General features: G+C 63.2%; 24 protein-coding genes and 1 tRNA gene. 11 read left to right on the top strand and 14 right to left on the bottom strand.

What is annotated here, in order from left to right; translation table 11 throughout:
- Positions 1-123: 123 nt before the first annotated feature.
- From EG854_RS13205 to EG854_RS12455, 5 genes are all read right to left on the bottom strand, one after another.
- Positions 124-315: an alpha-hydroxy-acid oxidizing protein gene (locus tag EG854_RS13205; protein WP_164462041.1), complete on the bottom strand. Its 192-nt coding sequence runs from the start codon at positions 313-315 to the stop codon at positions 124-126.
- A gap of 376 nt (positions 316-691) precedes the next feature.
- Positions 692-1,423: a proteasome-type protease gene (locus EG854_RS12470; RefSeq protein WP_123288456.1), complete on the bottom strand. Its 732-nt coding sequence runs from the start codon at positions 1,421-1,423 to the stop codon at positions 692-694.
- 33 nt (positions 1,424-1,456) lie between these two features.
- A complete protein-coding gene (locus EG854_RS12465) occupies positions 1,457-2,257 on the bottom strand; it encodes a transglutaminase family protein (protein WP_123288455.1) in 801 nt (266 codons plus the stop codon).
- Positions 2,258-2,261: 4 nt separating this feature from the next.
- A complete protein-coding gene (locus tag EG854_RS12460) occupies positions 2,262-3,203 on the bottom strand; it encodes an alpha-E domain-containing protein (RefSeq protein WP_123288454.1) in 942 nt (313 codons plus the stop codon).
- Between the two features lie 40 nt (positions 3,204-3,243).
- Positions 3,244-4,671, bottom strand: coding sequence for a circularly permuted type 2 ATP-grasp protein (locus EG854_RS12455; RefSeq protein ID WP_123288453.1), 1,428 nt, complete (start codon positions 4,669-4,671; stop codon positions 3,244-3,246).
- Between the two features lie 320 nt (positions 4,672-4,991).
- Between EG854_RS12455 and EG854_RS12450 the strand changes: the two genes are divergently transcribed.
- Genes EG854_RS12450 through EG854_RS12435 form a run of 4 tightly spaced genes read left to right on the top strand, consistent with a single transcriptional unit; the run spans position 4,992 to position 9,956 of the window.
- Positions 4,992-6,767, top strand: a complete 1,776-nt coding sequence (locus tag EG854_RS12450) for an N-acetylglutaminylglutamine amidotransferase (RefSeq protein ID WP_123288452.1) — start codon at positions 4,992-4,994, stop codon at positions 6,765-6,767.
- A complete protein-coding gene (gene ngg, locus EG854_RS12445; RefSeq protein ID WP_123288451.1) occupies positions 6,757-8,529 on the top strand; it encodes an N-acetylglutaminylglutamine synthetase in 1,773 nt (590 codons plus the stop codon). Before EG854_RS12450 ends, ngg begins: the two co-directional genes overlap by 11 nt.
- A 14-nt stretch (positions 8,530-8,543) precedes the next feature.
- Positions 8,544-9,656 carry an osmoprotectant NAGGN system M42 family peptidase gene (locus tag EG854_RS12440; protein WP_123288450.1) on the top strand — a complete coding sequence of 371 codons (1,113 nt, stop codon included), beginning with the start codon at positions 8,544-8,546 and terminating at the stop codon, positions 9,654-9,656.
- A 42-nt stretch (positions 9,657-9,698) separates the two neighbouring features.
- The gene (locus EG854_RS12435) at positions 9,699-9,956 is read left to right on the top strand and encodes a hypothetical protein (protein ID WP_164462040.1); all 258 of its coding nucleotides are present in this window, start codon (positions 9,699-9,701) and stop codon (positions 9,954-9,956) included.
- A gap of 7 nt (positions 9,957-9,963) precedes the next feature.
- Here the strand turns inward: EG854_RS12435 and EG854_RS12430 are convergent, their stop codons facing one another.
- Entirely contained in the window at positions 9,964-11,328 is a 1,365-nt protein-coding gene (locus EG854_RS12430) for an amidase (protein WP_241153276.1), read from the bottom strand.
- 410 nt (positions 11,329-11,738) lie between these two features.
- Positions 11,739-14,009, bottom strand: coding sequence for a S9 family peptidase (locus EG854_RS12425; protein ID WP_123288448.1), 2,271 nt, complete (start codon positions 14,007-14,009; stop codon positions 11,739-11,741).
- Positions 14,010-14,121: 112 nt separating this feature from the next.
- On the opposite strand from EG854_RS12425, the gene EG854_RS12420 reads away from it, so the two are divergent.
- Both EG854_RS12420 and EG854_RS12415 read left to right on the top strand, forming a co-directional pair.
- Complete coding sequence (locus tag EG854_RS12420) at positions 14,122-14,949, top strand: ferredoxin--NADP reductase (protein WP_123288447.1); 828 nt, start codon at positions 14,122-14,124, stop codon at positions 14,947-14,949.
- A complete protein-coding gene (locus tag EG854_RS12415; protein ID WP_123288446.1) occupies positions 14,921-15,277 on the top strand; it encodes a chorismate mutase in 357 nt (118 codons plus the stop codon). The genes EG854_RS12420 and EG854_RS12415 overlap by 29 nt, the downstream gene beginning before the upstream one ends.
- Here the strand turns inward: EG854_RS12415 and EG854_RS12410 are convergent.
- Entirely contained in the window at positions 15,274-15,627 is a 354-nt protein-coding gene (locus EG854_RS12410) for an Hpt domain-containing protein (RefSeq protein ID WP_123288445.1), read from the bottom strand. The two genes, EG854_RS12415 and EG854_RS12410, sit on opposite strands and share 4 nt — an antisense overlap.
- A gap of 134 nt (positions 15,628-15,761) precedes the next feature.
- Here EG854_RS12410 and EG854_RS12405 point away from each other — a divergent pair.
- Positions 15,762-15,837 (top strand) — tRNA-Lys (locus tag EG854_RS12405).
- Positions 15,838-16,794: 957 nt separating this feature from the next.
- Here the strand turns inward: EG854_RS12405 and EG854_RS13200 are convergent.
- The 5 genes from EG854_RS13200 to EG854_RS12380 form a co-directional block, all read right to left on the bottom strand.
- Entirely contained in the window at positions 16,795-17,259 is a 465-nt protein-coding gene (locus EG854_RS13200) for a hypothetical protein (RefSeq protein WP_164462039.1), read from the bottom strand.
- Between the two features lie 523 nt (positions 17,260-17,782).
- Positions 17,783-18,520 carry a M48 family metallopeptidase gene (locus EG854_RS12395; protein ID WP_164462038.1) on the bottom strand — a complete coding sequence of 246 codons (738 nt, stop codon included), beginning with the start codon at positions 18,518-18,520 and terminating at the stop codon, positions 17,783-17,785.
- Between the two features lie 5 nt (positions 18,521-18,525).
- Positions 18,526-21,573: a type I restriction endonuclease subunit R gene (locus tag EG854_RS12390; RefSeq protein WP_123288442.1), complete on the bottom strand. Its 3,048-nt coding sequence runs from the start codon at positions 21,571-21,573 to the stop codon at positions 18,526-18,528.
- The gene (locus EG854_RS12385) at positions 21,570-22,808 is read right to left on the bottom strand and encodes a restriction endonuclease subunit S (RefSeq protein ID WP_123288441.1); all 1,239 of its coding nucleotides are present in this window, start codon (positions 22,806-22,808) and stop codon (positions 21,570-21,572) included. Before EG854_RS12385 ends, EG854_RS12390 begins: the two co-directional genes overlap by 4 nt.
- The gene (locus tag EG854_RS12380) at positions 22,798-24,285 is read right to left on the bottom strand and encodes a type I restriction-modification system subunit M (RefSeq protein ID WP_206423412.1); all 1,488 of its coding nucleotides are present in this window, start codon (positions 24,283-24,285) and stop codon (positions 22,798-22,800) included. The genes EG854_RS12385 and EG854_RS12380 overlap by 11 nt, the downstream gene beginning before the upstream one ends.
- A gap of 196 nt (positions 24,286-24,481) precedes the next feature.
- On the opposite strand from EG854_RS12380, the gene EG854_RS12375 reads away from it, so the two are divergent.
- The 4 genes from EG854_RS12375 to EG854_RS12360 all read left to right on the top strand — a co-directional run bounded on the left by EG854_RS12375 (position 24,482) and on the right by EG854_RS12360 (position 25,755).
- The gene (locus EG854_RS12375) at positions 24,482-24,799 is read left to right on the top strand and encodes a hypothetical protein (protein WP_123288439.1); all 318 of its coding nucleotides are present in this window, start codon (positions 24,482-24,484) and stop codon (positions 24,797-24,799) included.
- Between the two features lie 136 nt (positions 24,800-24,935).
- Entirely contained in the window at positions 24,936-25,124 is a 189-nt protein-coding gene (locus tag EG854_RS12370) for a hypothetical protein (protein WP_123288438.1), read from the top strand.
- Between the two features lie 43 nt (positions 25,125-25,167).
- Positions 25,168-25,374, top strand: coding sequence for a hypothetical protein (locus tag EG854_RS12365; RefSeq protein ID WP_123288437.1), 207 nt, complete (start codon positions 25,168-25,170; stop codon positions 25,372-25,374).
- 48 nt (positions 25,375-25,422) lie between these two features.
- Positions 25,423-25,755 (top strand): YnfA family protein, encoded by a 333-nt coding sequence (locus EG854_RS12360; RefSeq protein ID WP_123288436.1) that lies wholly within the window; start codon positions 25,423-25,425, stop codon positions 25,753-25,755.
- Positions 25,756-25,832: 77 nt separating this feature from the next.
- Here the strand turns inward: EG854_RS12360 and EG854_RS12355 are convergent, their stop codons facing one another.
- The gene (locus EG854_RS12355) at positions 25,833-26,384 is read right to left on the bottom strand and encodes a cation efflux transmembrane domain-containing protein (protein ID WP_123288435.1); all 552 of its coding nucleotides are present in this window, start codon (positions 26,382-26,384) and stop codon (positions 25,833-25,835) included.
- Positions 26,385-26,390: the final 6 nt, after the last annotated feature.

Below are 26,390 nucleotides of genomic sequence, written 5' to 3'. Positions count from 1 at the left end.
GAGCGATGGACTTCGATGGTGTATCAGATACCCCGCTGGCAAAGCGCGCAAGTCGGATTGGACGCCTCGTCGACGAATGGAAAAGCGCGAGGTAGCAGACCCATCAGTTTATGAGTTCACGGCCTAGAGATGATCACGCCGCTCGCCGGAACGGATGGCGCGTGTGGCGTCCTCCGGCGTCATCAGACCCTTGATCGCGAGCGGCCCGTTCCACTCGGCGGCGGGCCAATCGACGCTGCTGACGCGGTGCTGCACATCCTTGGAGCCCGGCGGCACAGCGTATCGCACGGATGGGATGGCGGCGTGACTACCCATCGATTGCAGACAGTCCATCGCCCCGGGTGCGCATGCCCGACCCTTTCTTCCCGCCCTGGCTGCGGGTTGTGGCAGAATGGGTTCTCAATAGCAGGGAGGGTATTTGACGAGGGGGATGCGGTCCGGCTGCAGCGGTCCGGGACGAGCGCCTGAGCCTCGATCCAGATTTCAGACGGTTCAGACGGTTCAGACGGTATTTTTCAGGGTCTGGATTGGAGTCCCCGCACATGACTCCAGCCCATGCACGGCCCTGAACCCCAGCAAGCACGGGGCTTTCCGGCGATATGGAGAAAGGGGAGTCTGTTTTCGGCCTTCGACTCCAGCCCTCCCCTTTCAGACGGTTCAGACTATTCAGACGGTGTTTTCCGCGTCTCGCTCACAGCTCCGGATCGGGCAGCGAAAGAAAGGCGGATCTGAGGGCCACGGCCCAGTCGTGGGCGATGGTCTGGAAATAGGGGTCGTCCCGCTCGATCCGCGTCTCGTGGGTCGGCTCGTACTGGCCGGCGGTATAGGTCTGGAAGTCGATCGGCAGGCCCACCGACAGATTTGCCTTGAGCGTTGAGTCGAACGACACCACCAGCAATTTGACGGCCTGTTCGAAGCTCATGTCCGGGTCATAACCCCGCACCAGAATGGGGCGCCCGTATTTGGTCTCGCCGATCTGGAAATAGGGATTGTCGTCGGTCGCCTCGATGAAATTGCCCTGCGGATAGATCAGGAACAGGCGCGGCGGCGTGCCCTTGATCTGGCCGCCCATGATCAGGGTGGCGCCGAACATGGCCTCGGCCGACTGGCCGCTCTGGACATTGGTCTGGATGGTCTCGCGCAGGGCCTCGCCCACCAGCCGCGCGGCCTGGAACATGGTCGGCGTTTCCAGCAGCGAGGGATTGCGCTCGGCCGGGACCTTGGTGCGCTCGTCCAGAATGCTGACCACCGACTGGGTCGTGGCCAGATTGCCGGCGGTCATCAGGGTGATCATCCGCTCGCCCGGCTTGTGCCAGGTGAACATCTTGCGGACCGTGGCGACGTTGTCGACGCCGGCATTGGTGCGGGTGTCCGACATGAACACCAGCCCCTTGTTGAGGCGCATGCCAACGCAATAGGTCATGGAGCGGTTACCTTCATTGCGGGCATGGCCGGACTACTGCTGGACTTGCAGCTGAACAACCATCGACTCATTGCGGCCCCCGTAGACGATACCCGAGATCGGCGCCGCTTCGCCATAGTCGAGGCCTGTCGCGACACGCACATACCGGGGATCGGGCGAGACACCGTTCGAGACATCAAAGCCGACCCAGCCCAGGCCCTCGACGTGGACCTCGGCCCAGGCGTGGCCCGCGTCCTGGTCCACCCGGTCGTCCATGACCAGATAGCCGCTGACGTAGCGTGCCGGATAGCCCATCAGCCGGGCGGCCGCGATCATGATGTGGGCGTGGTCCTGACAGACGCCGCGTCCGGTCTCGATGGCCTGCTCCGCGGTGGTCGAAAAGTCGGTCGTGCCGGTCTCATAGCCGACCGTCTTCAGGATCAGCGCCGACAGGGCGTGCAGGCGCGACGGGTCGTCGTCGAAGTCCTTGCCCAGGTCGCGGACCAGCTGGCGCACGCGGGGACCGGGGCGGGTCTGCGGCGTCGCCCTCTGGAAATACCACAAGGGGGCAAACCCCCCGTGCTGGCCGATCACTCCGGCGGTGTCCGAGGTATCGACCTCGCCCTCGCACAGAATGGTCACCGTGCGGCTGCCCGGCTCGATGGACAGCAGTTCGACCAGGTTGTTGTGCTGATCGGTGTAGGCGACCTCCTTGCGGCCGCCCTCAATCTCGGTCCGCCAGGACAACACCTCCTGCCCGCCCGAGTGCTTGGGGGTCAGGCGGATCTTCTGCAGGCCCCGGCTGACGGCCTGGCCATAGTGATATTCGGTGCTGTGCCGGACCTTCACGCGCATGGGATCATCCGTAGAACCTGTAGTCCTGCTCGATCTGCAGGCCGAGGGCGTGGTTGCGGGCGATGAAGTCGTTCAGGACGCCGTGGAGCCCTGCGTCAAAGATCGACTCGATCGAATGATCCGCCAGCCGTTTCACATGGGCCCGCGCCAGATCGTGGCTGGGCATCTCGCTGCCATAGGCCTCGGCCAGGAAGCCCAGATGCTCGGAAATCTGCCCGGCACAGAAGGCCAGCGAACGCGGCATGCGCCGGTCCAGAATGATCAGATTGGCAATCTGGCGGGGATTGGCGGTCCCGTCGCTCAGCCAGCGATAGGCCCGCTGCGCCGAGACCGACCGCAGGATCGTCTCCCACTGCACATTGTCCAGCGACGACCCGACATAGGACACCGACGGCAGCAGCACATAGTATTTGACGTCGAGGATCCGGGCCGTGTTGTCCGCCCGCTCGATGAAGATCCCCAGATGGGCAAAGTTGTAGACGTCGTTCTGCATCATGGTGCCGGTCAGGGCCCCGCGCACCAGGGCATTCTGACGCCGGATGGTGGCCAGGATGTCGGGCAGGCCGTTCTCGGACACAGGCCGCTTCAGCACCTCGCGGATTGTCATCCAGCCTTCGTTAGTCGCCTCCCAGACCTCACGGGTCAGGGCGGTGCGCACCAGCCGCGCACTGGTGCGGGCGCTGTTGATGGCCGAGACGACGCTGGAGGGATTGTCCTTGTCCCGCAGCAGATAGTCGATGACGTTGGCGGCGTTGAACTCGTCGTACCGCTCCAGATAGCCCTTGCGGACACCGGCGGTGCTGATGACCGAAGCCCACTCCGCCTCGGCCGCCGCAGACCGGGTCAGGGCGATCCGAAAGCCCGCGTCGACCAGACGCGCCGTGTTCTCGCTGCGCTCCAGCATCCGGAACATCCAGAACAGGCCGGCGGCGGTCTTGCCTAGCATGACAGCCCTCCCCGACCCGGCATGGTGACTGTGCCCCGCCTCATTCTTCCAGCACCCAGGTGTCCTTGGTGCCGCCGCCCTGGCTGGAGTTCACCACCAGCGATCCCGCCTTCATCGCCATGCGGGTCAGGCCGCCGGGGGTGATCTCGATCTTGCCGGGAGAGACGAGGACGAACGGGCGCAGGTCCACATGGCGCGGTGCCAGGCCGGCCTTGGTCAGCACCGGCACGGTCGACAGGGCCAGGGTCGGCTGGGCGATATAGTTGGCGGGGCGGGCCTTCAGCTTGTCGGCAAAGGCGGCGATCTCCCGCTTGCTGGCGGCGGGCCCTACCAGCATGCCGTAGCCGCCCGAACCGTGGACTTCCTTCACGACCAGCTCGTCCAGATGTTCCAGCACATAGGCCAGGGCGTCGGGCTCGGCGCACCGCCAGGTCGGAACATTCTTCAGGATGGGGCTCTCGCCCGTGTAGAACTGGATGATGTCGGGCATGTAGCTGTAGATCGCCTTGTCGTCGGCGATGCCCGTGCCCGGCGCATTGGCGATGGTGATGCCCCCGGCCCGGTAGACGTCCATCAACCCCGGCACGCCCAGCTGGGAGTCCGGGTTGAAGCTCATCGGATCCAGATACTCGTCGTCGACCCGACGATAGAGGACGTCGATGGGGGTGTAGCCCCGGGTGGTCCGCATGGCGATGCGGCCATCGACCAGTTGCAGGTCCTGCCCTTCGACCAGTTCGACACCCATCTCGTCCGCCAGGAAGGCATGCTCGAAATAGGCCGAGTTGTGGATGCCGGGCGTCAGGACCGCCACGACGGGCGATCCTGCGCAGCCTCGCGGTGCGCTGGCCGCCAGCGACCGCCGCAGCAGCTTGGGATAGTCGCTGACCTCGCGCACCGCGACCCGCGAGAACAGTTCGGGGAACATGCGCAGCATCGTCTCGCGATTTTCCAGCATGTAGGAGACGCCCGACGGCGTGCGGGCATTGTCCTCAAGCACGAAGAAGTCGTCCTCGCCCGTGCGGACAATGTCGATGCCGACGATGTGCGTGTAGATGCCGCCGGGCGGTTCGACCCCGATCATCTGGGGCAGGAAGGCGGCATTGGCCGCGATCACATCGACGGGGATGCGGCCGGACCGCAGGATCTCCTGCCGATGATACATGTCGTGCAGAAAGGCATTGATGGCCCGCACCCGCTGCTCGATCCCGCGGGTCAGGCGGCTCCACTCCCGGGCCGAAATGATGCGCGGCACAATGTCGAAGGGGATCAGCCGCTCGTCGGCTTCCTGCTGGCCATAGACATTGAAGGTGATGCCGGTGCGACGGAAGAAGACCTCGGCGTCCTTGGATTTCTTCTTGAGGGTCTGCGCGCCCTGACGCTCGAACCAGTCAGCGTAACTTGCATACGGCGGTCGGCAGGACGTGCCGGAGCCATTCATTTCGTCGAAGAAGTCGGGCTTGTTCGCCATTGCATCAGGTGTCGCACAGGGGGGCAGCCGCTTCAATGACCCTGCTCAATGAAGAGCACCCGGGCGTCGCGACATGCATCGCTGGGTGGCGGGGCTCTCACCGACGCCGATCTGACCCGGACCGCTGGACGATAGCCTTTGGCAAGGGTTGGGTGCCGGACTGTTGGCCGCTACACTGGTCATTGCGACCGCAGCCCGGGTTCGCGGGCGGCGTCGCCCGTAAAACCCGGCGGAACGGTTCCGGGTCGCAGCGGTTAAGCTTGGGGGCGTACGGCCCGTGCACCTGAATTTCAAATGACAAGCGAGGTCTGAGCCAGCGCATGTGTGGCCTGAGTGGCGAGATCAATTTCAACGGGCAGACGGCCGACATCGCCGCTGTAGAACGGATGACCGGGGCGCTCGCCCCACGCGGGCCAGATGGCAGCGGGGTGGTGGCGCGCGGCCCGGTCGCCTTCGGCCACAGGCGCCTGAAGATCATCGACCTCAGCGACAAGGCCCAGCAGCCCATGGTCGACGCCGACCTCGGGCTGATGATGGTCTTCAACGGCTGTATCTATAACTACCCCGAGCTGCGCGCCGAGCTGCAGGGTCTGGGCTATCGCTTCTTCTCCGACGGCGACAGCGAGGTGCTCCTCAAGGCCTGGCACGCGTGGGGCGAGGCCTGCGTCGACCGCTTCCACGGCATGTTCGCCTTCGTCATCCACGAGCGCGACAGCGGTCGCGTGGTGATGGGCCGCGACCGGTTCGGCATCAAGCCGCTGTATCTGGCGGAACAGGGCAAGCGGATGCGGTTTGCCTCCAGCCTGCCGTCACTGCTGGCGGGTGGAGACGTGGACACCTCGATCGATCCGGTCGGCATGCACCATTATATGACCTTCCACGCCGTGGTGCCGCCGCCGCACACCATCCTGAAGGGGGTGCGCAAGCTGCCACCGGCGACCCTGCGCATATTTGAAGCCGACGGCACCCATCGCGACCGCCTCTACTGGGCGCCGCAGAATGTTCGGCGGGCCGAAGACGCTCGGCTCTCGGCGGCGGACTGGCGCGATCAGGTGCTTGATGCCCTGCGCATTGCCGTGAAGCGCCGCATGGTCGCCGATGTACCGGTCGGGGTGCTGCTGTCGGGTGGGGTGGATTCCAGCCTGGTCGTCGGCCTGCTGGCAGAGCTGGGCCAGACGAGTCTGCAGACCTTTTCGGTCGGCTTTGAGGCCGCCAATCAAGAGAAGGGCGACGAGTTCGTCTATTCCGACCTGATCGCCAAACACTATGGCACCGACCACCACCAGATCTTTGTGCCGCATGACCGGCTGATGCAGTCCCTGCCCGGCACCATCGGCGCCATGTCAGAGCCCATGGTCAGCTATGACAATGTCGGCTTCTACCTGCTCAGCCAGGAGGTCGCGAAGCACATCAAGGTCGTCCAGTCCGGTCAGGGGGCCGATGAGGTGTTCGGCGGCTATCACTGGTACCCGCCGATGCTGGATACGACCGATCCGGTCGCAACCTATGCCGGGGCCTTCTTCGACCGCAGCGATGCGACGCTGCGCACTCAGGTCAGTCCGGACTATCTGCCCGAGACCGACGCCAGCCTCGAGCTGGTCCGCGCCCATTTCGGCATTCCGGGGGCCGAGACCGCCGTCGACAAGGCCCTGCGCCTCGACAGTCAGGTCATGCTGGTCGACGACCCGGTCAAGCGGGTGGACAATATGACCATGGCCTGGGGGCTGGAGGCGCGGGTGCCCTTCCTCGACCACGAACTGGTCGAACTGGCCGGTCGCATTCCGCCGGAACACAAGCTGTCACAGGGCGGCAAGGGCGTGCTGAAGGAGGCTGCCCGTCTGGTGGTGCCGTCCGAGGTGATCGACCGCAAGAAGGGCTATTTCCCCGTTCCCGCCCTCAAATACATCGACGGGCCCTATCTCGAGATGGTCCGCGACAGTCTGAACAGTCAGGTCGCGCGCGAGCGGGGCCTGTTCCAGCGCCCGTATCTGGAGACTCTGTTCGAAAACCCGCGCGATCACATCACCCCCCTCCGCGGGTCCGAGCTGTGGCAGGTCGCGGTTCTGGAAATGTGGCTGCAGTCCCATGGCGTCTGACGCGCCCCGTCAAAAGCCACGCGCGGCGCCGCACCGCCTGAAACGCATGCGCCATGAGGGCCTGAAGCCCATGGTCGGCGGCGCCGAGCGCGAGATGACGCCCGACGCCGTGCTCGACATGGGTTGGGGGCGGCTGCTGTTCGCCCAGACGTTCTCCGATGCCCAGCCCCTGATCGAGGCCCTGCGGTCCGAGGGCCCGGACCGGCGCGACATCGCCTTCTATGTGCGCAACCCACATGTGCTGCTGGCCTCGGCCCCGCAGGAGGTGTTCCTCGACCCGTCGCACACCTTCCGGCTGGAACTGGCCACCTATCGCCCGGGCCGACGCCAGCCCCGGGGCTTCACCGTCCGCCGACTGGCGTCCGAGGACGACATAGAGGCGACCAACCGCATCTATGCCGCCCGGCGCATGGTGCAGATCCGGCCCGACTTCTTTTCCAGCCCCAAGGACGATCGCGCCCTGACCTATTTCGTCGCGGAGGACGAAACCACCGGCGCCATCATCGGCACGGTTACGGGCGTCGATCACGTCAAGGCGTTTTCCGACCCCGAGGAAGGCTCGTCGCTCTGGTGTCTGGCGGTCGATCCGCAGGCCACCCAGCCGGGCGTGGGCGAGGCCCTGGTCCGGCGCCTGGCCGAGCATTTTCGCACGCGTGGGCTGGCCCATATGGATCTGTCGGTCATCCACGACAACGAACAGGCCATCGCCCTCTATGAGAAGCTGGGCTTTCGCCGTGTCTCCTTCTTCGGGGTGAAGCGCAAGAATCCGATCAACGAACCGCTATTCAAGGGCCCCGACCCGGCCAGCGACCTCAATCCCTATGCCCGGATCATCGTCGACGAGGCGCGGCGCCGGGGGATTGCCACCGATGTCCTCGATGCCGAGGGCGGACTGGTGCGCATGACCTGGGGCGGCCGGTCGATCCGCTGTCGCGAAAGCCTGTCGGAACTGACTTCGGCCGTCGCCGTCAGCATCTGTGACGACAAGCGGATGACCCGCCGCATTGTCGAACACGCCGGACTGACGGTGCCGCAGCGCTATGATCCGGAAGATACCGAGGCCCTGACCGCAGCGCTGGCCGGCCGTCCCGCCCTGGTGGTCAAGCCCGCGCGCGGCGAACAGGGAAAGGGCGTGGCCGTGGGCCTCACCACGCTGGACGACGTTCAGGCCGCCATTGCGGAAGCCCGCGCCCTCTGTCCCGAAGTGTTGGTCGAGGATCATGTCGAGGGCGAGGACCTGAGACTGGTGGTCATTGACTTCAAGGTGGTGGCCGCCGCCATCCGCCGCCCGCCGCGCGTGGTGGGGGACGGGCGCACCAGTCTGCGCGACCTGATCGCCCACCAGAGCCGCAGGCGTGCCGCCGCAACTGGAGGGGAATCCCGCATCCCGCTGGATGCAGAGGCCCGGCGCACCCTGGCCGAAGCGGGCTACGGCTTCGATGACGTGGCCCCGGCCGGTGAGGAAATCCGCGTCCGCAAGGCCGCCAATCTGCATCTGGGCGGCACCATCCATGATGTGACGGGCGAGGTGCATCCCGCCCTGATCAATGCCGCCGTGATGGCCGCCCGCGCCATCGACATCTCGGTCACCGGCATCGACCTGATGGTTCCCGACCACCGGGGTCCGGAGTATCACTTCATCGAGGCCAATGAGCGCCCCGGTCTGGCCAATCACGAGCCCCAGCCGACGGCCGAGCGGTTCATCGACCTGTTGTTCCCCCTGTCCGGGGCCGCGGCCAGCCGCGTGGCCCTGACCAGCTGAAACCAAGGAGACGCATGACCCTTCCCTCTATCGACTCTGCCTATCTGACCGAGCGCCTGTCGCGCCTGCTGAACATCCCAAGCCCCACGGGCTATACGGATGAGGCCGTCTGGGAGGTCTGTCGCGAGCTGGAGCGGCTGGGAATTCCGTTCGATCTGACCCGGCGCGGGGCGATCCGGGCCAAACTGGCGGGCAAGGAGGCCAAGCCTGCCCGGGCGCTGGTGGCCCACGTCGATACCCTGGGTGCCCAGGTCAAGCGCATCAAAGAGAATGGCCGCCTCGAGGTCGTGCCCATCGGGCACTGGTCGTCGCGTTTTGCCGAGGGCGCGCGGGCCACGATCTTCTCCGAAGGCCAGCGGTTCCGGGGCACCATCCTGCCGCTCAAGGCCTCGGGCCACACCTTCAACGAGGAGGTCGACACCCAGCCCGTCGCCTGGAGCCAGGTCGAATTGCGCATCGATGAACGGGTCTATGACCGTGCCGCGACTGAAGCCCTGGGCGTAGAGGTTGGCGACATCATCGCCATCGACCCCCAACCGGAATTCATGGACAATGGCTACATTGTCTCGCGCCATCTGGACGACAAGGCGGGGGTCGCCACCCTGCTGGCGGCTCTGGAGTGTATGGTCCGCGAAGGCCGCACGCCCGAGGTCGACACCTATGCCCTGATTACCATCGCCGAGGAGGTGGGCGTCGGCGCCTCGTCCGTGCTGGTCCCCGACGTCGCCGCCATGATCACCATCGACAACGGCACGACGGCGCCGGGCCAGAACTCGTCCGAGTTCGGTGTCACCCTGGCCATGGCTGACCAAACCGGACCGTTCGACTGGCACCTGTCGCGCAAGCTGGCGCGGCTGGCACGCGACCACGACATCGCCCTGCAGAAGGATGTATTCCGCTATTACCGGTCGGACTCGGCCTCGGCGCTTGAGTCTGGGGCCGATATCCGCACGGCCCTGCTGACCTTCGGCATCGATGCCAGCCACGGCTATGAGCGCATCCACCTGAACGCCCTGACCTGTCTGGCCGAACTGCTGGTCGTCTACGCCGAGAGCGAGGTCGAGATCGAACGCGACATCCGTCCCCTGACTGGCGTCAGCGGCTTCACCCATCAGCCGATCGACTGACCATCCCTTGCCGCCCGGCACCGCTGCCCTAAGGTGCCGGACATGGAACCGCCCAAGGACAAGGAAGAAGCGCTCGCCGGCCTGTTGAACGGGACAATGGTCACCTTATTGGCCAGCGTATTCCCGGTCGTAATCGTCTGGCAGATCGCTCGTCACTGGCGAGAGATGTTGTCGGCGGGTTTGACTGACACCGCCACCGACAGTGCCTTGGGCATCGGACTCCTCGTCGCCAGCATCTCCGCACTTCGGTATGGCATCCGCACCCTGCACCTGAACTGGACGTCCCTGCGGACGCTCTGAGAGCCCCCTACTGCAGAGGCCGCAGCAGCGGCGCCACCGCCTCCATCCGGTCGACCGACGGGGCGAACTCGGGGTCCCGCCGCGCCTGTGTCGCCTGTTCAAAGGCATAGCCGAACGACAGTACCTGCTGGTCCTGCCACTTGCCGCCAATGAAGCTCATGCCCACCGGCAGACCATCGACAAAGCCCATCGGCACGGTCAGGTGCGGATAGCCCGCCACGGCCGCCAGTTGGCTGGCCGATCCCAGATAGTTGTCGCCATTGACCACATCGATCGACCAGGCTGGGCCGGTGGTCGGCGCGATCAGCACCACGACGTCGTGGTCGGCCATCATCCTGTCGATGCCCTCGGGGCCCGCCAGCCGGAACGAGCGCTCGCGTGCCGCGATATAGTCCGGATCGTCCAGCCCCTCCGTCGCCTCGGCGGCCACGAAGATGTCCTGTCCGAACAGGGCCAGCTCGCGCGGCGTCTGCTCATTGAAGGCGATCACATCGGCCAAGGTCCGGGTCGAAACCTGGGCCGGATCGGTCGAGGCCAGATAGAGGTTGAGGTCGACCTTCAGCTCGGTCAGCAGCACGGCGAACTCGGCCCCGCCGATGGCGCCGCGGTTGGGGCCCTCGGTGATCTCGACCAGAATGGCGCCCGCCGCTTCCAGCGCCCTGAGGTTTTCCTCGAACACCAGATCCGTGCCGGTCGAATAGCCGGTCAGGAAGCGCATCACCCCGATCCGCTGGCCGCGCAGCGACCCCGCATCCAGCCCTGCGGCAAAATCCACGCGGTGCGCATCGGCCTCGGCGGTCGCCGGATCGGCGGGATCACTGCCGGCGATGACCGTCAGCACCACGGCGGCATCGCGCACAGTGCGGGTCATGGGACCGGCCGTGTCCTGGCTGCGGCTGATCGGGACGATATGGGTCCGCGACACCAACCCGACCGTGGGCTTGAAGCCGACAATACCGTTGATGGCCGCCGGGCAGGTGATCGAGCCATCCGTCTCGGTGCCGATGGCCGCCGGGGCCAGACCGGCCGCAACCGCCGCCGCCGACCCTGCCGATGAGCCGCAGGTGTTGCGATCCAGCGCATAGGGATTGCGCGACAGGCCGCCGACGGCGCTCCAGCCGCTGATCGAGTCCGAGGAGCGGATATTGGCCCATTCGGACAGATTGGCCTTGCCGAGGATCACCCCGCCCTCGGCCCGCAGTCGCGCGACCAGCGGGGCATCCCGCCCCGGCGCATTGTCGATCAGCGCCATCGACCCCGCCGTGGTCGGCATGTCGAAGGTCTCGATATTGTCCTTCAGCAGGATCGGCATGCCGCGAATGCCGTCGCCCGGCGCCCAGTCGATCTCCGTTACCGATGGCGACCAGGTGATGACCGCATTAGTGGTGAAACGATCATCTGCGCAGAGCACAGCCACGTCGGCAGGCAGAAGTACGCAGTCGCTGAGGTCGGCGTCGGCCCGATCCCAGGCCACTGCTTCCGCACCGGCACGAGCATACTCGAGAGCTTCCGCCTCAGCAGCCTCAGCCGTTTCCAGAGCCTCCGCCGCCTGCGTGGCAGCCAAGCCGACGGCACTCCTTTCATCCGTTCGTCGAACCTCGACGCTGATGCATCCGCCCAGCGTCAGGGCGGCGGCCAGCGCTGCCCCTGCTCCCCATACTTTCCGCTCATCCCCGCGGACGCGGGGACCCAGTCCTTTGGCCAGACGAGCTAACCCCTGCCGCGAGGGCAATGCGCTCGATGCTGGGTCCCCGCTATCGCGGGGATGAGCGGAGGAATTTGTCAGTCCGCGTGCGGCGAGCGTGATCCGATCGTGCGGTCCAGGAAGTCCAGGTAGGTTCGCCATTGGTGTAGCCCCCGCTCATTGCCCCGGATGCCGTGGCGCTGACCGGGATAGAGCATGGTCTCGAACGGAATGCTCTGGGCCTGCAGCGAGTCCAGCACGCGGGTGGTGTTTTCAAAGATGACATTGTCGTCGGCCATGCCGTGCATCAGCAGCAGCCGCCCGGTCAGCTGATCCAGCTGATCGACCACGTCCGAGGCCGCATAGCCCTCGGGGTTGGCCTCCGGCGTCGACATGAAGCGCTCGGTATAGTGGGTGTCATAGAGGCTCCAGTCCGTGACAGGCGCCCCCGAAATCGCAGCCGCCAGACCCATCTCGGGCTCGGTCAGCATATGCAGCGTCATGAACCCCCCGTAGCTCCAGCCCATGGCGGCGATGCGATCGTCGTCTACGAACGGAAGCGTTCTCAGATAGTTGGCACCAAGAACCTGATCTTCGATCTCAGGTTGACCCATGGTCAGATAGAGGGCCTGTTTGAACCTCGTCGAGCGCTCGCCCTCGCCCCGGTTGTCGAGGCGGAAGACGATATATCCGGCCTCAGTCAACAGTTGAGTGGTCGAGGCCTGCCAGCTGTTGCGGACGCCGCCACCCGACGGACCGCCATAGACCTGCATGACAACCGGATACGTCTTCGACGGATCAAAGCCTGGTGGGGTGGTCATCTGCCAGACCAGGGTCTCGCCCGCGCTCTCCAGCGTGCCGAAGGTCGGGGTCTGGCGGCGCGCGACATAGGGGAAGAAGGGGTGGTTTTCGTCCAGCCGGTTCTCCTCGATCCAGCGCACGCGGGTGCCGTCGATCCGGTAGAGGGCCGACTGCGACGGGGTCTCGAGGTCCGTATAGTTGCCGACATAGGCCGTGCCCGTGGAATTGACCGAAGCCGACCACCAGCCGCCGCGCGGGGTCACCTCGACCGGGGTGACGGTCTCGTTCAGGCTGGCCCGGAACAACTGTTGCTCGATCGGATATTCCTCGCCGTCGCGCATCGAGGCGGTGAAGAAGACGTCGCCGGTCGCAAGGTTCACCCCGTCCAGCGCCTTGACCGCATAGTCGCCGGTCGTGATCGGGCGGATCAGCGTGCCGTCGCGGTCATACAGATACAGGTGCCGCCAGCCGCTCTCTTCCGACGACCAGATGAAGCGCCCGTCGGCCAAAGGTCTGAAGTTGTGCGTCAGGCTGACCCAGGCCGGGCTGGTCTGGGTCAGGATCACCCGAGACTCGCCCGTCGTCGGGTCCACGGTCATCAGGTCCAGCGTCTGCTGGTCGCGCGACTGGCGCTGGACGTACAGGGTCTCACCGTCGACCGACCACGCCACGCGGGCCAGATAGATGTCGGCATTGTCGCCGAGGTCGACCTTGACCCGCTCGCCCGTCGTGCGGTCGTGCACATAGAGATCGACAATGGCATTGGGCCGTCCGGCGCGGGGATAGCGCTGCTCGATCACGCTGGCGCCGCCGCCGGTGATGTCGAGGCGCGGCACGATGTCGACGGTCGACTCATCGGTGCGCTGCAGGGCGATGTAGCGTTCGTCCGGGCTCCACCAGTAGCCGGTGTCGCGGTCCATCTCTTCCTGGGCGATGAATTCGGCGGTGGCCCAGGTGATCAGGCCTTCGCCGTCGGTGGTGATGGCCATCTCGCGACCGCTGGCCAGATCGTAGACGACCAGATCCTGATCCCGCACCCACGAGACATAGTTGCCGTCCGGGCTGACCTTGGCGTCGATCTCATCGGCCTCGGTCTCGGTCAGGCGACGCACCGCCCCGCCCTCCCGCTCGGCCAGGAAGATGTCGCCCTCCAGCGGCGCCAGAATATAGCGGCCCTGCTGGTCCCAGGCGTATTCGACGACGCCCCGGGCGCTGATCCGCATGCGCTCGCGCCGGGCCTTTTCTGCCTCGGACAGTTCCCCGGCGTCCGGTACCAGGGCGCGGGCGTCGATCAGCTTGAACGGCTCGCCGCCGTCGACCGACACGGCCCACAGGTCCAGCACATCCACATCGTCCTCGCGTGAGCGCAGGAAGGCGACCAGCTGGCCATCCGGCGACAGGCTGACGCCGCGCGCCACCGGTCCGTTCAGCGACGGACTGGAGAATACCCGCTCGGGTGTCAGGATGGACGGATCGGCCGCCTCCTGGGCCTGGGCCAGACCGGCCATGGCGGTCGCGGAAACAAGGGTGAGGGCGGAGACGGTGTGTCGAAGGGTCGAGGTTTGCATGGGCGGCACGCTAGTGCGGCTTGACCGGATCGTCACCCCGGAAATGCATCCGGCAGACGGAACGTCTCACCCGGGTTTCGCTGGCGGGCGTCACGCTCTAGATAGGGCGGCAATGACCCAGACCCTTTCGTCCACCCCGGCCGACACTGCCCCTGCCCGGCCGTCGCCCCACCATGCGCTGAAGGTGCTGTCGGTGCACCACTGGACCGACCAGCTGTTCAGCTTCACCCTCGAGCGGCCCGAGGATTTCCGCTTCCGCTCGGGTGAGTTCGTCATGATCGGCCTGCCGGGTGAGGATGGCAGCAAGCCCGTGTTGCGCGCCTATTCCATCGCCAGCCCCCACTGGGCCGAGGAACTGGAGTTCTTTTCGATCAAGGTGCCGGACGGCCCCCTGACCTCGCGCCTGCAGAAGATCCAGCCGGGCGACACCGTGCTGATGGGCAAGAAGCCGACCGGCACCCTGGTGCTGGATGCGCTGACCGGGGGCGAGCGGCTGTGGCTGATCGGCACGGGCACGGGCCTGGCGCCCTGGCTGTCGGTCGCACGCGATCCGGACACCTACAGTCGCTTCGGACAGGTGATCGTCTGCCACACCGTGCGTCAGGTCGCCGATCTGGCCTATCGCGACTTCTTTACTGCGGGCATCCATGACGATCCGCTGGTCGGCGACGAGGCAAACGCCCATCTGACCTACTACCCCACCGTCACCCGCGAGCGGTTTGAAACTCCGGGCCGGATCACGGACCGCATCCGTTCGGGCGATGTGTTCGCTGACCTGCGGCTGCCCATCGGCTTTTCGCCCAACACCGACCGGGTCATGCTGTGCGGCTCCATGGCCATGATCAAGGAAGCCGGCGAGCTGCTGGAGACCTATGGCCTGAAGGAAGGCTCGAACGCCGAGCCGGGCGACTATGTGCTGGAGCGCGCCTTTGTCGGATAGCATCCCCGTGGACCGTCGCACCGCGCCGGGCGACTGCACCTCCATGGCCGAGGTCCGGCAGGGTGTCGATGCGCTGGACCGGGCGCTGGTCGCCCTGCTGGCCGAGCGTCAGGGCTATATGGAGGCCGCCGCCCGCATCAAGCCGAGCCGCGACGTGGTCCACGACGACGCCCGGATCGAGGATGTGGTGGCCAAGGTGCTGTCCGCTGCGCGCGACGCCGGCCTGTCCCCCGACATCGCCGAGCCGGTCTGGCGCCTGCTGATCGACCGCTGCATCGCCCACGAGTTCGCCACCTGGGACCGCACGCGGGGCCAGATTCGAGGTTAACCCCTCAGCCCCCGCAGCATCAGTTCATGCCGCCAGGCCGCGACGTCGGCTAACGCCACGTCCAACGCATCCCTGACCCGGTCCAGCAGGGGCGGCGCTTCGGCCTTGTCTGCGGCCTCCGCAACGGCACAGGCCTCGGCCAGCGCGCCCGCCCCGATGCCGGCCGCCGCCCCCCGGACCGTATGGGCCGCGTCGCGCCACCCCTCGTGGCGGACGTCCAGCATCGGCGACCACAGCCCGGCCTGCTGCACGAACAGGGTCAGCACCTCTTCCGAGATGGCGTCATCGCCGCCGGTCATCGCCTCCAGCACGGCAAAGTCGACCGCCCCGCTCAGATCCCAACGTGCCATGGTGCCCTCTCCGACTCAGAGGGCGCAGCTTAACGCCGCAGCCCCCGGGGCGAAATCGACCTTGCGTTCGCCGGAGCGAGACAGTATGTCCGGCCCCTTCGCGCTACCGGGCCCAGTGCCCGCTAGGACGATGCGGGTGATTAGCTCAGTTGGTAGAGCAGCTGACTCTTAATCAGCGGGTCGTAGGTTCGAACCCTACATCACCCACCATCGTTCTTCAGAATCCGAAATAGCGGCGCATTTTCCACTACTTCGAAGATAAGAAGGGTGAAGGATTAACGTGGTTTTGTAGGGTTTCTGTAGGGGTTCGCGCGCACTTCCGTTAGCCGATGAACCGGATGTCCTGACTGCTATCGATACCGCTCCAGCGAAGGAAAGCTTGGGGCTCCCCATACTGCCGGAAATAGCGCGCCGAACGAATGCTGTCCTGCCGCAAGCAGGAGGCCTTTTCGGGCACTTGGTCGCTCCTGTGCGATCTCCACAACAACGGCGAAGGCGCCAGCAACGGGATCAAGTGCGCCTCACGATCTGGCAGGCTCGACCGTGGACGTTGATGGCCCATGAAGGGCTACCGACGGCTCACCGACGAGGATGTCAGACAAGCTGGTGATGCAAACGACATATCCCAGTTTGAGTGTGCAACTTCTAATCCAGAAGTCATAAATAGAAATTGAGCGGTCTGTGGAGACTGTCCCGCTCACCGGCGACGGCACGTTGAGTTTCCCACTTGTTCTCCCGTGAGCTTACTGAACGGGAGTTTGATCTAGGCGATTACACATAGCCGCTCCGAAGGCGGTGAACCCCCGGTCGGGCTTGAGGACAGGAATGGTCCAATAGCCAGAACCATGGACTTTACAGACGGTGCCCGAAGGGGTCAGCAGTTTCCTGATTGAAACTCCACCGGAGCGGATGGCCACGATACGGTATCCATGGGGATTTCTAGATCAGTAAAAATCATTCTCCGGTGAGAAAGCTATCGAGTGATAATTTTGTCTGTATTCATACTTGGAATATAGATTCAAATTATCCACCGGAGATAGCGGGGGTAGCTATGTCCAGATTTCCGCCGCATCACACACGCAACGGCATCAGAGACAGGATTGCGCAATTTATATGCACCATATTGAATTGTCGCCTCTAGACTCGATATTACGAACAACGACCACATCAGAGCAGCACATTGTAGCCAAGCGCTTCAATACGATTCTCTAATGAATTCCCTACTGCATTAAGTAATTTGTCGTCCTTATCAATAAGGTATTCTGCCACCTCGATCATTATGCATACAATTTCATTCATACTGGCATGGGTATCATCGACATCAACATCCACTGCACATATCGTATTAGCTACATTTTTCGTATCGTATTGAAAAGTCATACGGGCCATTGGACATGTGACGCTATTAATTGATATATCAAATACTCCGCCATCACTTTCGTGAGCGCTAACAATATGACGTCCACCAATTTTAATATTTCCATTATTTCTGATATTTAAAGTCAACAATAATGTGGCAACTCGTATAGACCACGCCCATACAGCTATTGTTGGATTATTCAGTGCCGCTGCACCCTGCGGGGTGCACCAGAATCCGTTTGGATCAAATATACCTGATTGTGACATTTGCACTGACTAACGACTTCGCTTATTCGCGAATGGACGCCTAGCCACTAGAGTACGATTTTGACGCTGTCAAATGACAGCGCAATAATGTACTAAGGGATAAATAGTGTACAAAATATCGATAATCGATCAGATTTGTACAAATATTGATTTCACATGCTGGCTCTATATTTGCTACTCACGCTTTATTGTTAAAACGGTTCCGGCAATATTCCAATCAATTCTAATAATTTTTATCTATGAGGAAAATGGGTCATCGTCATGGAAGGCTGTGGAGTTGGCAGAAGGATCGACCCGATCCGGGCCTTTTTCCTGCCCACTACCGCTTCCGCCGGTAATGGTCAGGTCAACTGAGCCCCGCCGGAGACTTGACGGGCCATTTTTACGGGCTAGATGCGGTGGACGTTTTAGAGCCTGTATGTGGCTACCCCCACCCCCACGCGGCCAGCAGGCAAGCACGCAGTGAACGTCCGCAGTCTGCTCGCACATTCATTAGACCAGCCGCCTTGGTGATCTGACTTTGCGCCTCTCAGGTCCCGGCAGCCAAAAAGCCCGCATCCAGCGACCCCTGATGGGTGTCGAGCCAGCCCTTTGGACGCTCATAGCCCGGCAACAGCGTCGCCAGATAGGCCCAGAACTCCGGCCCGTGCGACCGCACTTTCAGGTGGGCGAGTTCGTGGACGACGACGTATTCCAGCACCGCCTTGGGAGCGAATACGAGGGTCCAGTTGATCAAGATCGAGCCGGTCGGACCACAGGCGCCCCAGCCCGTCTTCATATCTGTAACTCGGATCGTGCGCGGCTTCAGATCGAACCGCTTTCGGTAGGTCGCAGCGATCTCCATCACATCACGGCGCACCCGCCGCTTGAGCCAGAGCTTGATCTCGGTCGCGACGATGCCGCCCTGATCGTCGGCTCGGACCCATGATGGCAGGTCTACAAGAAAGCCGTTGCGGTAATCGATCTCGACGTGGGCACCATCGTGGTGGCGGACAGTGAGACGCGCGTTCCGGCCCCGGAAAGGAATCTTCGAGCCGGTCATAAATCGCGGGACAACGGCACGCTTGGCAGTCGTGGTTTCAAGTTCGCGCAGGGTGTTGAACAACCACTGCCGCTTCCGGTTCAGGAAGGCGTCGATCTCAGCGTCGTCATCAGTCGTGAGGGCCAGCACTTCCACATGGCCGGGGGTGACCGTGATCCGACGCTCCGAGACGGCGGCGGATCGCCGAAGCTCGTAGGCGACCTCGGTCTGGCCGATGCGGACCATGCCCATCACTCGGGCCCCGCGTAGGCGTGGACGGCGTAGTTCTCGATCTCATCCCTGACGGCGTTGGCGTCGGTCAGTTCGAGCGGACGCAGCACCTTCCGAACGTCCCGCCGAAGCTCCTTCTTGTAGCCGTCCATGAAGAACCAAGATGGCTGACTGGCCTGCGCGGTCGCGTAGAGATCGCCTACCTCCACAGCGATGGCTTGAAGGGCTCCGTGGTCGGCATCCAGCGCATGCGGTTCCATGATCCGCAGGATAGAAAAGGCGCGCTCGTCCATGCCCAGTTCAGTATGGGCGCCGGCCTCGGATTCAATGCTGTCGGTCAGGTCTTCGAACGCCTTCAGACCCTCGCCGGCGGCGATCTGCCCTTCCTCAAAGCGGCGAATGATCTCCAGCACGCGCTCGGAGAAGCGGCCATATTGAGCGGGGTTTTTGTCGACGAGTTCACGGGTCACCCGCTTCAGTTCAGCGGCCTTGCGGATGAAGGACTCCTTCTGCGCCTCTTCCGTCTGCCCCTCGGTCTGGAAGTCATCCTTGAAGTCGGGGTCGGTGATGTTGCGGAGGCGGACGGTCGTGCTCAAACCGGTGGCACGGACGTGCTCCTCCAGCATCTCCCTGATCTTGCCCGAGTAGGTCAGGTGGTCGAGGCTTTCGTCCTTGGTGATCGCCTGTTGAGCTAGCCGCAGGAAGGTCGCGGTCCACTTCATGTCCTCGGTGAATTCGAGGATCGTCGGATCGGGCGACAGATCGCCATAGGTTCGAACAAAGTGGCGACCGAGCCGCTGAAGCTCGAACCAGTCATCTTCCCGGCCATCGGACACCAGCTTCTCGACGGCATAGGCGGCGGCCTTCTCATCCATCCGGTCGAGGCCCATCAGACGCTTCAGGCGCATGAACTCGGCGTGGGTTTTCCGCAGGTCACGGCGTAACAGATCGAGATCGGTCAGAGCGTTCTGAACATCGTCGGCGCGATAAGAAGACAGGGCGTCTTCGAGGTTCTGGGTCACCCCGATGTAGTCCACTATCCGACCGTGTGGTTTATCGACCGAAGTGCCGTCCGGTCGCTTGATCGAGCAGGTGCGATTGGTCCGGGCGATGGCCTGAAGCAAGCCGTGTTCGCGCAGGGGCTTATCCAGATACATGACGTGCTCGTTTGGCGCGTCGAATCCGGTCAGCAGCTTGTCGCAGACGATCAGGAAGCTCGGCTCGTCGGTGCTGCCTTTGAATGCCTTTTTGGCGGCCTTCTCCCCATCATCGTCGAGGAAGTAGGCGGTCAACTGCTGGCGCACGCTTTCAATCGCCGGGTCTTCGGACGGGTAGCCATCTGTCTGGGCTTTGGAGAAGACGCAGCCGATCATCCGGTCGGCCTTCCCCGCCGCGTCGGCCTCGGCCATGCCGTCCTTGATCAGGTCGCCGGCAATCACGTCAGCCAAGGCCGCGCGATAGAGCACGACCGACTCGCGGTCGATGGCCACGATCTGTGCCTTGAAGCCGTCCGGGCGGCAGGTCTGTTTGAAATGCTCCCAGATATCGCGAGCGATCAGCCGAATGCGCTCCGGGTGTTTGGCGATCAGGGCGAGGCTGACCCCCTTCTGCTTCAACTTCTCACGCTTCTCGTCAGGCATATCGACGAACCAGCGGTCGAACAGGATATCGATCTGGCTTTCGTTGATTGACCATTCCGTCTTCCGGCCCTCGTAGAGGATCGGCACGGTGGCACCGTCGCGCACAGCGTCGTCGATCCCGTATTTGTCGAGATAGGTCTCACCCGGCTCGCTGAAGCGGGCGTAGGTGTCCTTGTCGGCCTTCTTGATGGGCGTGCCGGTGAAGCCGAAGAAGCGCGCGTCGGGCAGGGTCGCGGACAGGAAGGCCCCGAGGTCTTTCTCTTGCGTCCGGTGGCACTCGTCCACCAGCACGATCCAGTCCTCCGAGTTCGGGATCGGCTCCTTTGAGCCTTGGAACTTGAAGATGGTGGACATCAGGATTTGGCCCGAGCCGCCGCGCGCCACGGCCTCGCGCAACTCGCCGACCGAGGCCGCCTGTTTGGGGTTGGGGAGGCCACAGGCGACAAAGGTCTTGGCGATCTGATCGTCCAGATCGATGCGGTCGGTAAGGACTAGGATGTTTGGGTTCTGGAGCGTCGGCGCGTCCAGCGTCAGATGGGTCTTCAGCTTGAGGGCAAGGAACACCATCGTCAGGCTCTTCCCCGAGCCTTGGGTGTGCCAGATCAAGCCCTTCTTCTTCGTCCCCTCGGCGACGCGGTTGACCGCCTTGTTGACGGCCCGGAACTGCTGATAGCGGCAGACCTTCTTGACCCGGTGACCATTGTCCGGGTCGGTCTCGAAGACGATGAAATGGGCGAGCATGTCGAGCAGCCGCGACGGCTCCAACAGGCACCACAGGTCTTTCGACAAGTCGTCGGGAAACTCGTCTCGTTTGCGCGGCCACGGGTCGGGCCACGGCGCATAGAACTTCGCCGGGGCACCGGTCGCGCCATACAGCGTCTTCATGCCGTCCGTGACGATGTTGAAGGAGTTGGGGTAGAACAGGCGCGGAATATCGCGCTCATACTGCTTGATCTGCTCGAACGCCTGACCAGAGCGATCAGCCGCCTTCATCGGGCATTTCGCCTCGATCACGACCAGCGGGATGCCGTTCACGAACACCACCAGATCAGCGATCCGCGACCGCTGCGCCTCGACCTTGAACTGGCGCACGACGTGATAGCGGTTCCTATCGGGTCGTTTGAAGTCGATCAGGACGACCGGCTCATCCTTGGCCTTGCCCTTCAGTCGCCGGGAATAGGCTCCGCGCAGACGACGCTGCCATTCCTCGTTGTCAGACAGGGTGGACAGGTCGCTGTAGATCGCCTCTGCGTCCTCGACGCCCAACCCATCGTTCAGAGCCTGAAGGGCCTCGATCAGCACCGGCCTCAGCAGGACGCGGTTCGCCTCTTGCCGCATCAACATCGCGGCCTCGGGATGAAGCGCAACGTAGCCCATGGCCGTCAGAGCATCGAGCGCGGGCTTTTCGGCAAGGCGGTATTCGCTCACGCTGGCACCCTGACGCGGCCGGAGAGGAGGTCGGCTGCGAGCGTCTCAAAGACCCTCACAGCAGCCTTTGATGCTTGACTGGAAATGGAGCGAGCAGCCTTCAGGCTTCGATAGGAAGCCGCAATCTCGCGCTGTCGGTCTATTGAAGGTAGTGGAATTTCCAATGCCTCGATCCGAAACAGTGCGAGCTTGGGAACACCTCCGCCAACGCCCTTCTGCTGCCTAATCTGATCCGTCAACGAGCCACTCATCAAGGCAAGCAATAAGTAGTTCCGGTCAATCACCTGATCGTCACGGAGCACGATCTTGGCAGCGTTTTCCGTGAGATGTGCTCCATCCAATTCGGCTGGGACAAGAGCCACCAACCCAATCGAACCCGCGATTGAAATGAACAGGTCAGCCGACGATATTGTGTAGCGTCTGATCGCTGCGGCTGTTTCGCTCGGTATCCATTGAACGCGGGCTGGTTCGATTTCATGATCATTCCAATCAGTGACGCGAACGTAGCGAAATCCGGTTGGATCGTCAGAATATTGGCTCCCCTTCGGTAGGCGTTTGCCGCCTTTCACCATTGCCACCTCGCCAAGGTGCACCTTTGGTATCGATGGATCATTGACTAATTCTGCGACAACAGAATCGATCTCTGTCTGGATCACGGCACCGTATTTCTCGACCACGCGGTTTGAAGCTTCGCAGGTCGCCGACGCTGAGCGCAGCACCTCAGCAATTCTCCGCTGCTCTTCAAGGGGAGGCAAGAGAAGCCTTGTGTCACGCAGGACGGTGATCTTGAGGTTTGCGAGACCTGTGCTGCCTTGAACGGTGTCCGAAATCGCCTTTTGGACGGCTGTTGAACGGATCAGATGAAAGAGAAACTCGCCGTCCGCCTGTGCTTCATCAGGGCGGACGCCGAACAGCAGCGAGGCGTAAAGGTAGACTCCCGCCACATCGATACGAACAGAGTTGCCAATCCGGGCCGGGTTGCCATTTGATCCGACCATAAGGATGTCGCCGCGCCGAACGGTGCTGCTTGCGACAGACCTCTGCGAGAGGCCCGTTAGCCAGACTGTGTCGTCGAGCTTTAGAGATTGCTGGACATTCCGAATGCCAAGGACGGGCAGCGCGCCAGCGGTTGTCTTGTTCGTTTCATTCTCATCGCGCCAACTCACACCTCGCGTGATGTCAGCGACCGCCCCCAGCGTCGTTTGTTTCCAACCCTCCGGCACCTCACTCGGCATAGCCAAGCCTCTTTAGATGGCCAAACATCACAGCCTCGGCCTCGTCACGTTTGGCAATGAGGTCTTGAAGCTTGGCTACCTCGGCGGCCACATCCACGGTTTCCGCGTCCGCGCCGGTCTTGACGTAGAGACTGATGTTCAGGTTCGACCCGTTTGCCGCAATCTCATCGACCGGCACCACGCGCGCCAGCTTCTCAACATCCGCGAAGCCTTGGAAAGCGTCCGACATCGTCCGCACATTTGCGTCAGTCAGATGGTTCTGGGCCTTTCCGGGCGTGAAGGTGGCGTCGCCGTTGACGACCAGCACCTTACCCTTTCGTTCGGCGGGCTTGGTCTTGCGGATGATCAGGATCGCAGCCGGGATGCCCGCGCCGTAGAATAGGTTGGGAGCCAGCCCGATCACCGCGTCGATTATGTCAGCCTTCAGCATGGCTTCGCGGATTCGGCCCTCGGCACCTCCTCGGAACAAAACGCCGTGCGGAACCACAACGCCCAACAGGCCGTCTTCCCTCAGAGAGGCGATCATGTGCTGGACGAAGGCCAGATCGCCATACTGCCCCGGCGGCACACCATAGATGTCGCGACCGAAAGGATCGCCGTTGGACCAGACCTCGTGACCCCACTCCTTTAACGAAAAAGGCGGATTGGCGAGCACCCGGTCGTAGGCACCAACGCCGGGCAGAAACTCACCCGCTCGCGGATCGTATCGCTTCGGATCGAGGATCGTGTCGCCCTTGGCGATGAAGGCGTCATTGATGTCGTGTAGGAACAGGTTGATCTGGGCGATGGCCCAAGTGTCCAGTTCCTTCTCCTGCCCATATAGCGACAGGCTGCGGGGGTCTTGGCCCTTGGTCTTCAGGTGCTCGACCGCTTCCAGCAGCATGCCGCCCGAGCCGCAGGTGGGGTCGTAGATCGACATGCCCGGCTGAGGATCGAGGCATTCGACGATCAGCTTTACGACCTGACGGGGGGTGTAGAACTCACCGCCCTTCTTGCCCGCGCCCTCGGCGAACTGCTCGATCAGATACATATAGGCGTCGCCCAGCATGTCGGGCGGCACGTCGCTGTTCCGCAGCCGGTGCTTCTCGAAGTGAGCGAGCAGCCGCTCCAGTCGGGCGTCGGGGAAGCGTTCCTGATTGGCGAAGTCCACATCCCCGAACACGCCGCGCAGACGCAGGTTGGCGTCTTCAATCGCGGCGAAGGCATTGTTCAGGTGCTGGCCGATCTGGGTGGCGTTCTTCCTGACCGCAGTCCAGTTGTGCTGGGGCGGGACGTGGAACCGGTGCTCCTCGGGATCAGCCGCCTCCTCCCGGTCGCCGGTCTCGGCCAGCAGAACCTCGAACTCCTCGTCCCACACGTCGCAGAGTCGCCGGTAGAACAGCAGGGCGAAGATGTAGTCCTTGAACTTCCCCGCATCGACGTGGCCGCGCAGGATATCCGCCGCCTTCCAAAGATGGGTTTCGAGTTCCGATTGCATAAGCGTAGCCACTGAAGCCCCCAGTGCGTGGAGCGCACCGTTCCGTTGAATCGGGCGCAGCGCGTTGGGTCAAGGCCGGAGACGCGCAAGTGCGAAAAAGGTGCCACAACGCCCCCTTGTTTCTTGACAAGGCTCCATAGCGCCTCCTATATCCATCGATCAAGGAGGCGCATGGCCTCCTATATGGAGAATCCCAATGGCTTCATTTGATGAGTTTAAGGCGACAAAAACGGGTGAGGCCGTGGGGGCGATTCTGTTCGATCATGACTGGCAGGTTGAACTGGTTTGTCTGGCCAAGCACGGCCTGCCTCCGGCTCAGGCAGTGGGCGCGGAGATCGCCGCCAAGGTCGGCGCGCTCGATGATACCGAGAAGCAGCACGTCGGACGCTGGATCAGAGACATCCTCGCCACCAAGGGCTTCAAGCCGATCTCCAAGGGCGCGCGTGTAGCCCCGGGGAATCTGTTTTCCCGCGCCGCGCTGTATGGTCGGATCGAAGCCGGGGAGAATGCATGATGGCGAAGAAGTGGACACTCGAAGAACTTATGAGCATGTCGATCCCTCAGCGGGCGGTGGTGACGCAGTTTGAATCTCTGGATTGATAACCGCGATCTGCGGTTGGAGCGGTGTGTGGCGAACAGAGGAGATCGCCATGCGCTACAACGTCGAAACCATGGAACTGCGTCGGGGAAACCAGACGCTGACCGTTGCCCAGGAGTTCATCGGAGGTGTGGTTCGCTACATCGGTAAAGTCGATGGACGCGCTTGCGTGCAATCGCCCACAAAGGAGGGTGCCGTCTATTCCCTGCTGCGCCGCCTGGCGTATTCGCGGGCGGCCTGACCGGACTGTGTATGCGTGTTATCCTGTCCGAGACGAGGTGGTGATGACCAAGAACGATAGGACGCACGATGACGAACGCGCGGCACGCATGGTGCGCGCCGCGCGTCGTTTTTCCGGCGAATCCCAAGACGACGACACACCCATCACGGCTCAGGAGGAGGCGCTGATGGCTGAGGTGAAGAGCCAGCACCCGCGACATACGCGCGAAGAACTGAGGGAAATGGCGCGGGCTCTCGCTCGTGCCCGCTGAAGGGATACGTCCCGTTGGATGGACGGCTGGTGAGAGTGCTCAGGGGCTATGAAGTTATCCATCCTTGCTTTCGTCGGGGCAGCAATCGCTGAGATCGCAGGCTGCTTTGCGTTCTGGGCCTGGCTGAAGATGGGTAAGTCCATCTGGTGGGTGCTGCCAGGTGTGCTCTCGCTGGCTGTGTTCGCCTACCTCCTCACACTGGTGGATGCGGAACACGCGGGACGTAGTTACGCGACCTACGGCGGCATCTACATTGCCGCAGCCGTGATCTGGCTGTGGGTTGCGGAAGGCGTGCGACCAGATCGATGGGACATTCTGGGGATGTGCATCTGCCTTGTCGGTGCCAGCGTCATCTTGTGGGGGCCAAGGACTGCCGTCTAACCGATGAGCCTTGGTGTGACCCCGAGGCCGGGCAGGCTTCGTAGAAACCATACAGTGGTCCTGGGATTTGCCAGCCTTCACGGCATCCTGGTGCCTTCGCCTCCGGCATTCCGCAAGATTTCCACGCCGCCCTTGATCGCCAGTGCGGCTACCATCAGTCCGACAACAAGGTCCGGCCAGTCCTGGCCAAGCCACCACACCAGCCCGCCGGCAACCAGAATGCCGCCATTGGCGGCGAAATCATTCAGGCTAAAAGTCTCCGCCGCATCCATGTTGACGTCGTCGGACGTGACCCGTCTCAACAGCACCAGGCAGATCAAGTTCACAATCGCCGCGACGAGCGCGAGCCCCATCATGGTCCAGCCGACCGGTTCAGCACCGACCCACCACCGCCGCCCAACGTCTATCAGCACCCCGACGGCGAACAGCAGCAGCAGAATGCCGGATAGGCGCGCCGCGCCCTTCTTCCAGGACAGGGCGCGGCCAACCGCGAGAAAGCTGATCAGATAGACGACCGAGTCCGCCCCGTTATCTACGGCGTTGGCCAGAAGGGCGCTGGAGTCGGCGAGGATGCCGCCCGCGCCGAGCCCCACGAAGAGCAGCGCGTTGAGGATAAGGACCACCAGCAATGTCCG

Origin of the sequence: Brevundimonas halotolerans, assembly GCF_003730275.1 — a bacterium.
GTDB classification, from domain to species: domain Bacteria; phylum Pseudomonadota; class Alphaproteobacteria; order Caulobacterales; family Caulobacteraceae; genus Brevundimonas; species Brevundimonas halotolerans.
The sequence above is the reverse complement of the archived record's forward strand: the minus strand, read 5'-3'. Positions and strand labels throughout refer to the sequence as shown.

What these genes read in the sequence shown, in the direction of transcription:
- EG854_RS13205 (WP_164462041.1), bottom strand. Translation starts at nt 315, where the DNA reads ATGGGTAGTCACGCCGCCATCCCATCCGTGCGATACGCTGTGCCGCCG.
- EG854_RS12470 (WP_123288456.1), bottom strand. Translation starts at nt 1,423, where the DNA reads ATGACCTATTGCGTTGGCATGCGCCTCAACAAGGGGCTGGTGTTCATG.
- EG854_RS12465 (WP_123288455.1), bottom strand. Translation starts at nt 2,257, where the DNA reads ATGCGCGTGAAGGTCCGGCACAGCACCGAATATCACTATGGCCAGGCC.
- EG854_RS12460 (WP_123288454.1), bottom strand. Translation starts at nt 3,203, where the DNA reads ATGCTAGGCAAGACCGCCGCCGGCCTGTTCTGGATGTTCCGGATGCTG.
- EG854_RS12455 (WP_123288453.1), bottom strand. Translation starts at nt 4,671, where the DNA reads ATGGCGAACAAGCCCGACTTCTTCGACGAAATGAATGGCTCCGGCACG.
- EG854_RS12450 (WP_123288452.1), top strand. Translation starts at nt 4,992, where the DNA reads ATGTGTGGCCTGAGTGGCGAGATCAATTTCAACGGGCAGACGGCCGAC.
- ngg (WP_123288451.1), top strand. Translation starts at nt 6,757, where the DNA reads ATGGCGTCTGACGCGCCCCGTCAAAAGCCACGCGCGGCGCCGCACCGC.
- EG854_RS12440 (WP_123288450.1), top strand. Translation starts at nt 8,544, where the DNA reads ATGACCCTTCCCTCTATCGACTCTGCCTATCTGACCGAGCGCCTGTCG.
- EG854_RS12435 (WP_164462040.1), top strand. Translation starts at nt 9,699, where the DNA reads ATGGAACCGCCCAAGGACAAGGAAGAAGCGCTCGCCGGCCTGTTGAAC.
- EG854_RS12425 (WP_123288448.1), bottom strand. Translation starts at nt 14,009, where the DNA reads ATGCAAACCTCGACCCTTCGACACACCGTCTCCGCCCTCACCCTTGTT.
- EG854_RS12420 (WP_123288447.1), top strand. Translation starts at nt 14,122, where the DNA reads ATGACCCAGACCCTTTCGTCCACCCCGGCCGACACTGCCCCTGCCCGG.
- EG854_RS12415 (WP_123288446.1), top strand. Translation starts at nt 14,921, where the DNA reads ATGTGCTGGAGCGCGCCTTTGTCGGATAGCATCCCCGTGGACCGTCGC.
- EG854_RS12410 (WP_123288445.1), bottom strand. Translation starts at nt 15,627, where the DNA reads ATGGCACGTTGGGATCTGAGCGGGGCGGTCGACTTTGCCGTGCTGGAG.
- EG854_RS12395 (WP_164462038.1), bottom strand. Translation starts at nt 18,520, where the DNA reads ATGGTCCGCATCGGCCAGACCGAGGTCGCCTACGAGCTTCGGCGATCC.
- EG854_RS12385 (WP_123288441.1), bottom strand. Translation starts at nt 22,808, where the DNA reads ATGCCGAGTGAGGTGCCGGAGGGTTGGAAACAAACGACGCTGGGGGCG.
- EG854_RS12380 (WP_206423412.1), bottom strand. Translation starts at nt 24,285, where the DNA reads ATGCAATCGGAACTCGAAACCCATCTTTGGAAGGCGGCGGATATCCTG.
- EG854_RS12375 (WP_123288439.1), top strand. Translation starts at nt 24,482, where the DNA reads ATGGCTTCATTTGATGAGTTTAAGGCGACAAAAACGGGTGAGGCCGTG.
- EG854_RS12370 (WP_123288438.1), top strand. Translation starts at nt 24,936, where the DNA reads ATGCGCTACAACGTCGAAACCATGGAACTGCGTCGGGGAAACCAGACG.
- EG854_RS12365 (WP_123288437.1), top strand. Translation starts at nt 25,168, where the DNA reads ATGACCAAGAACGATAGGACGCACGATGACGAACGCGCGGCACGCATG.
- EG854_RS12360 (WP_123288436.1), top strand. Translation starts at nt 25,423, where the DNA reads ATGAAGTTATCCATCCTTGCTTTCGTCGGGGCAGCAATCGCTGAGATC.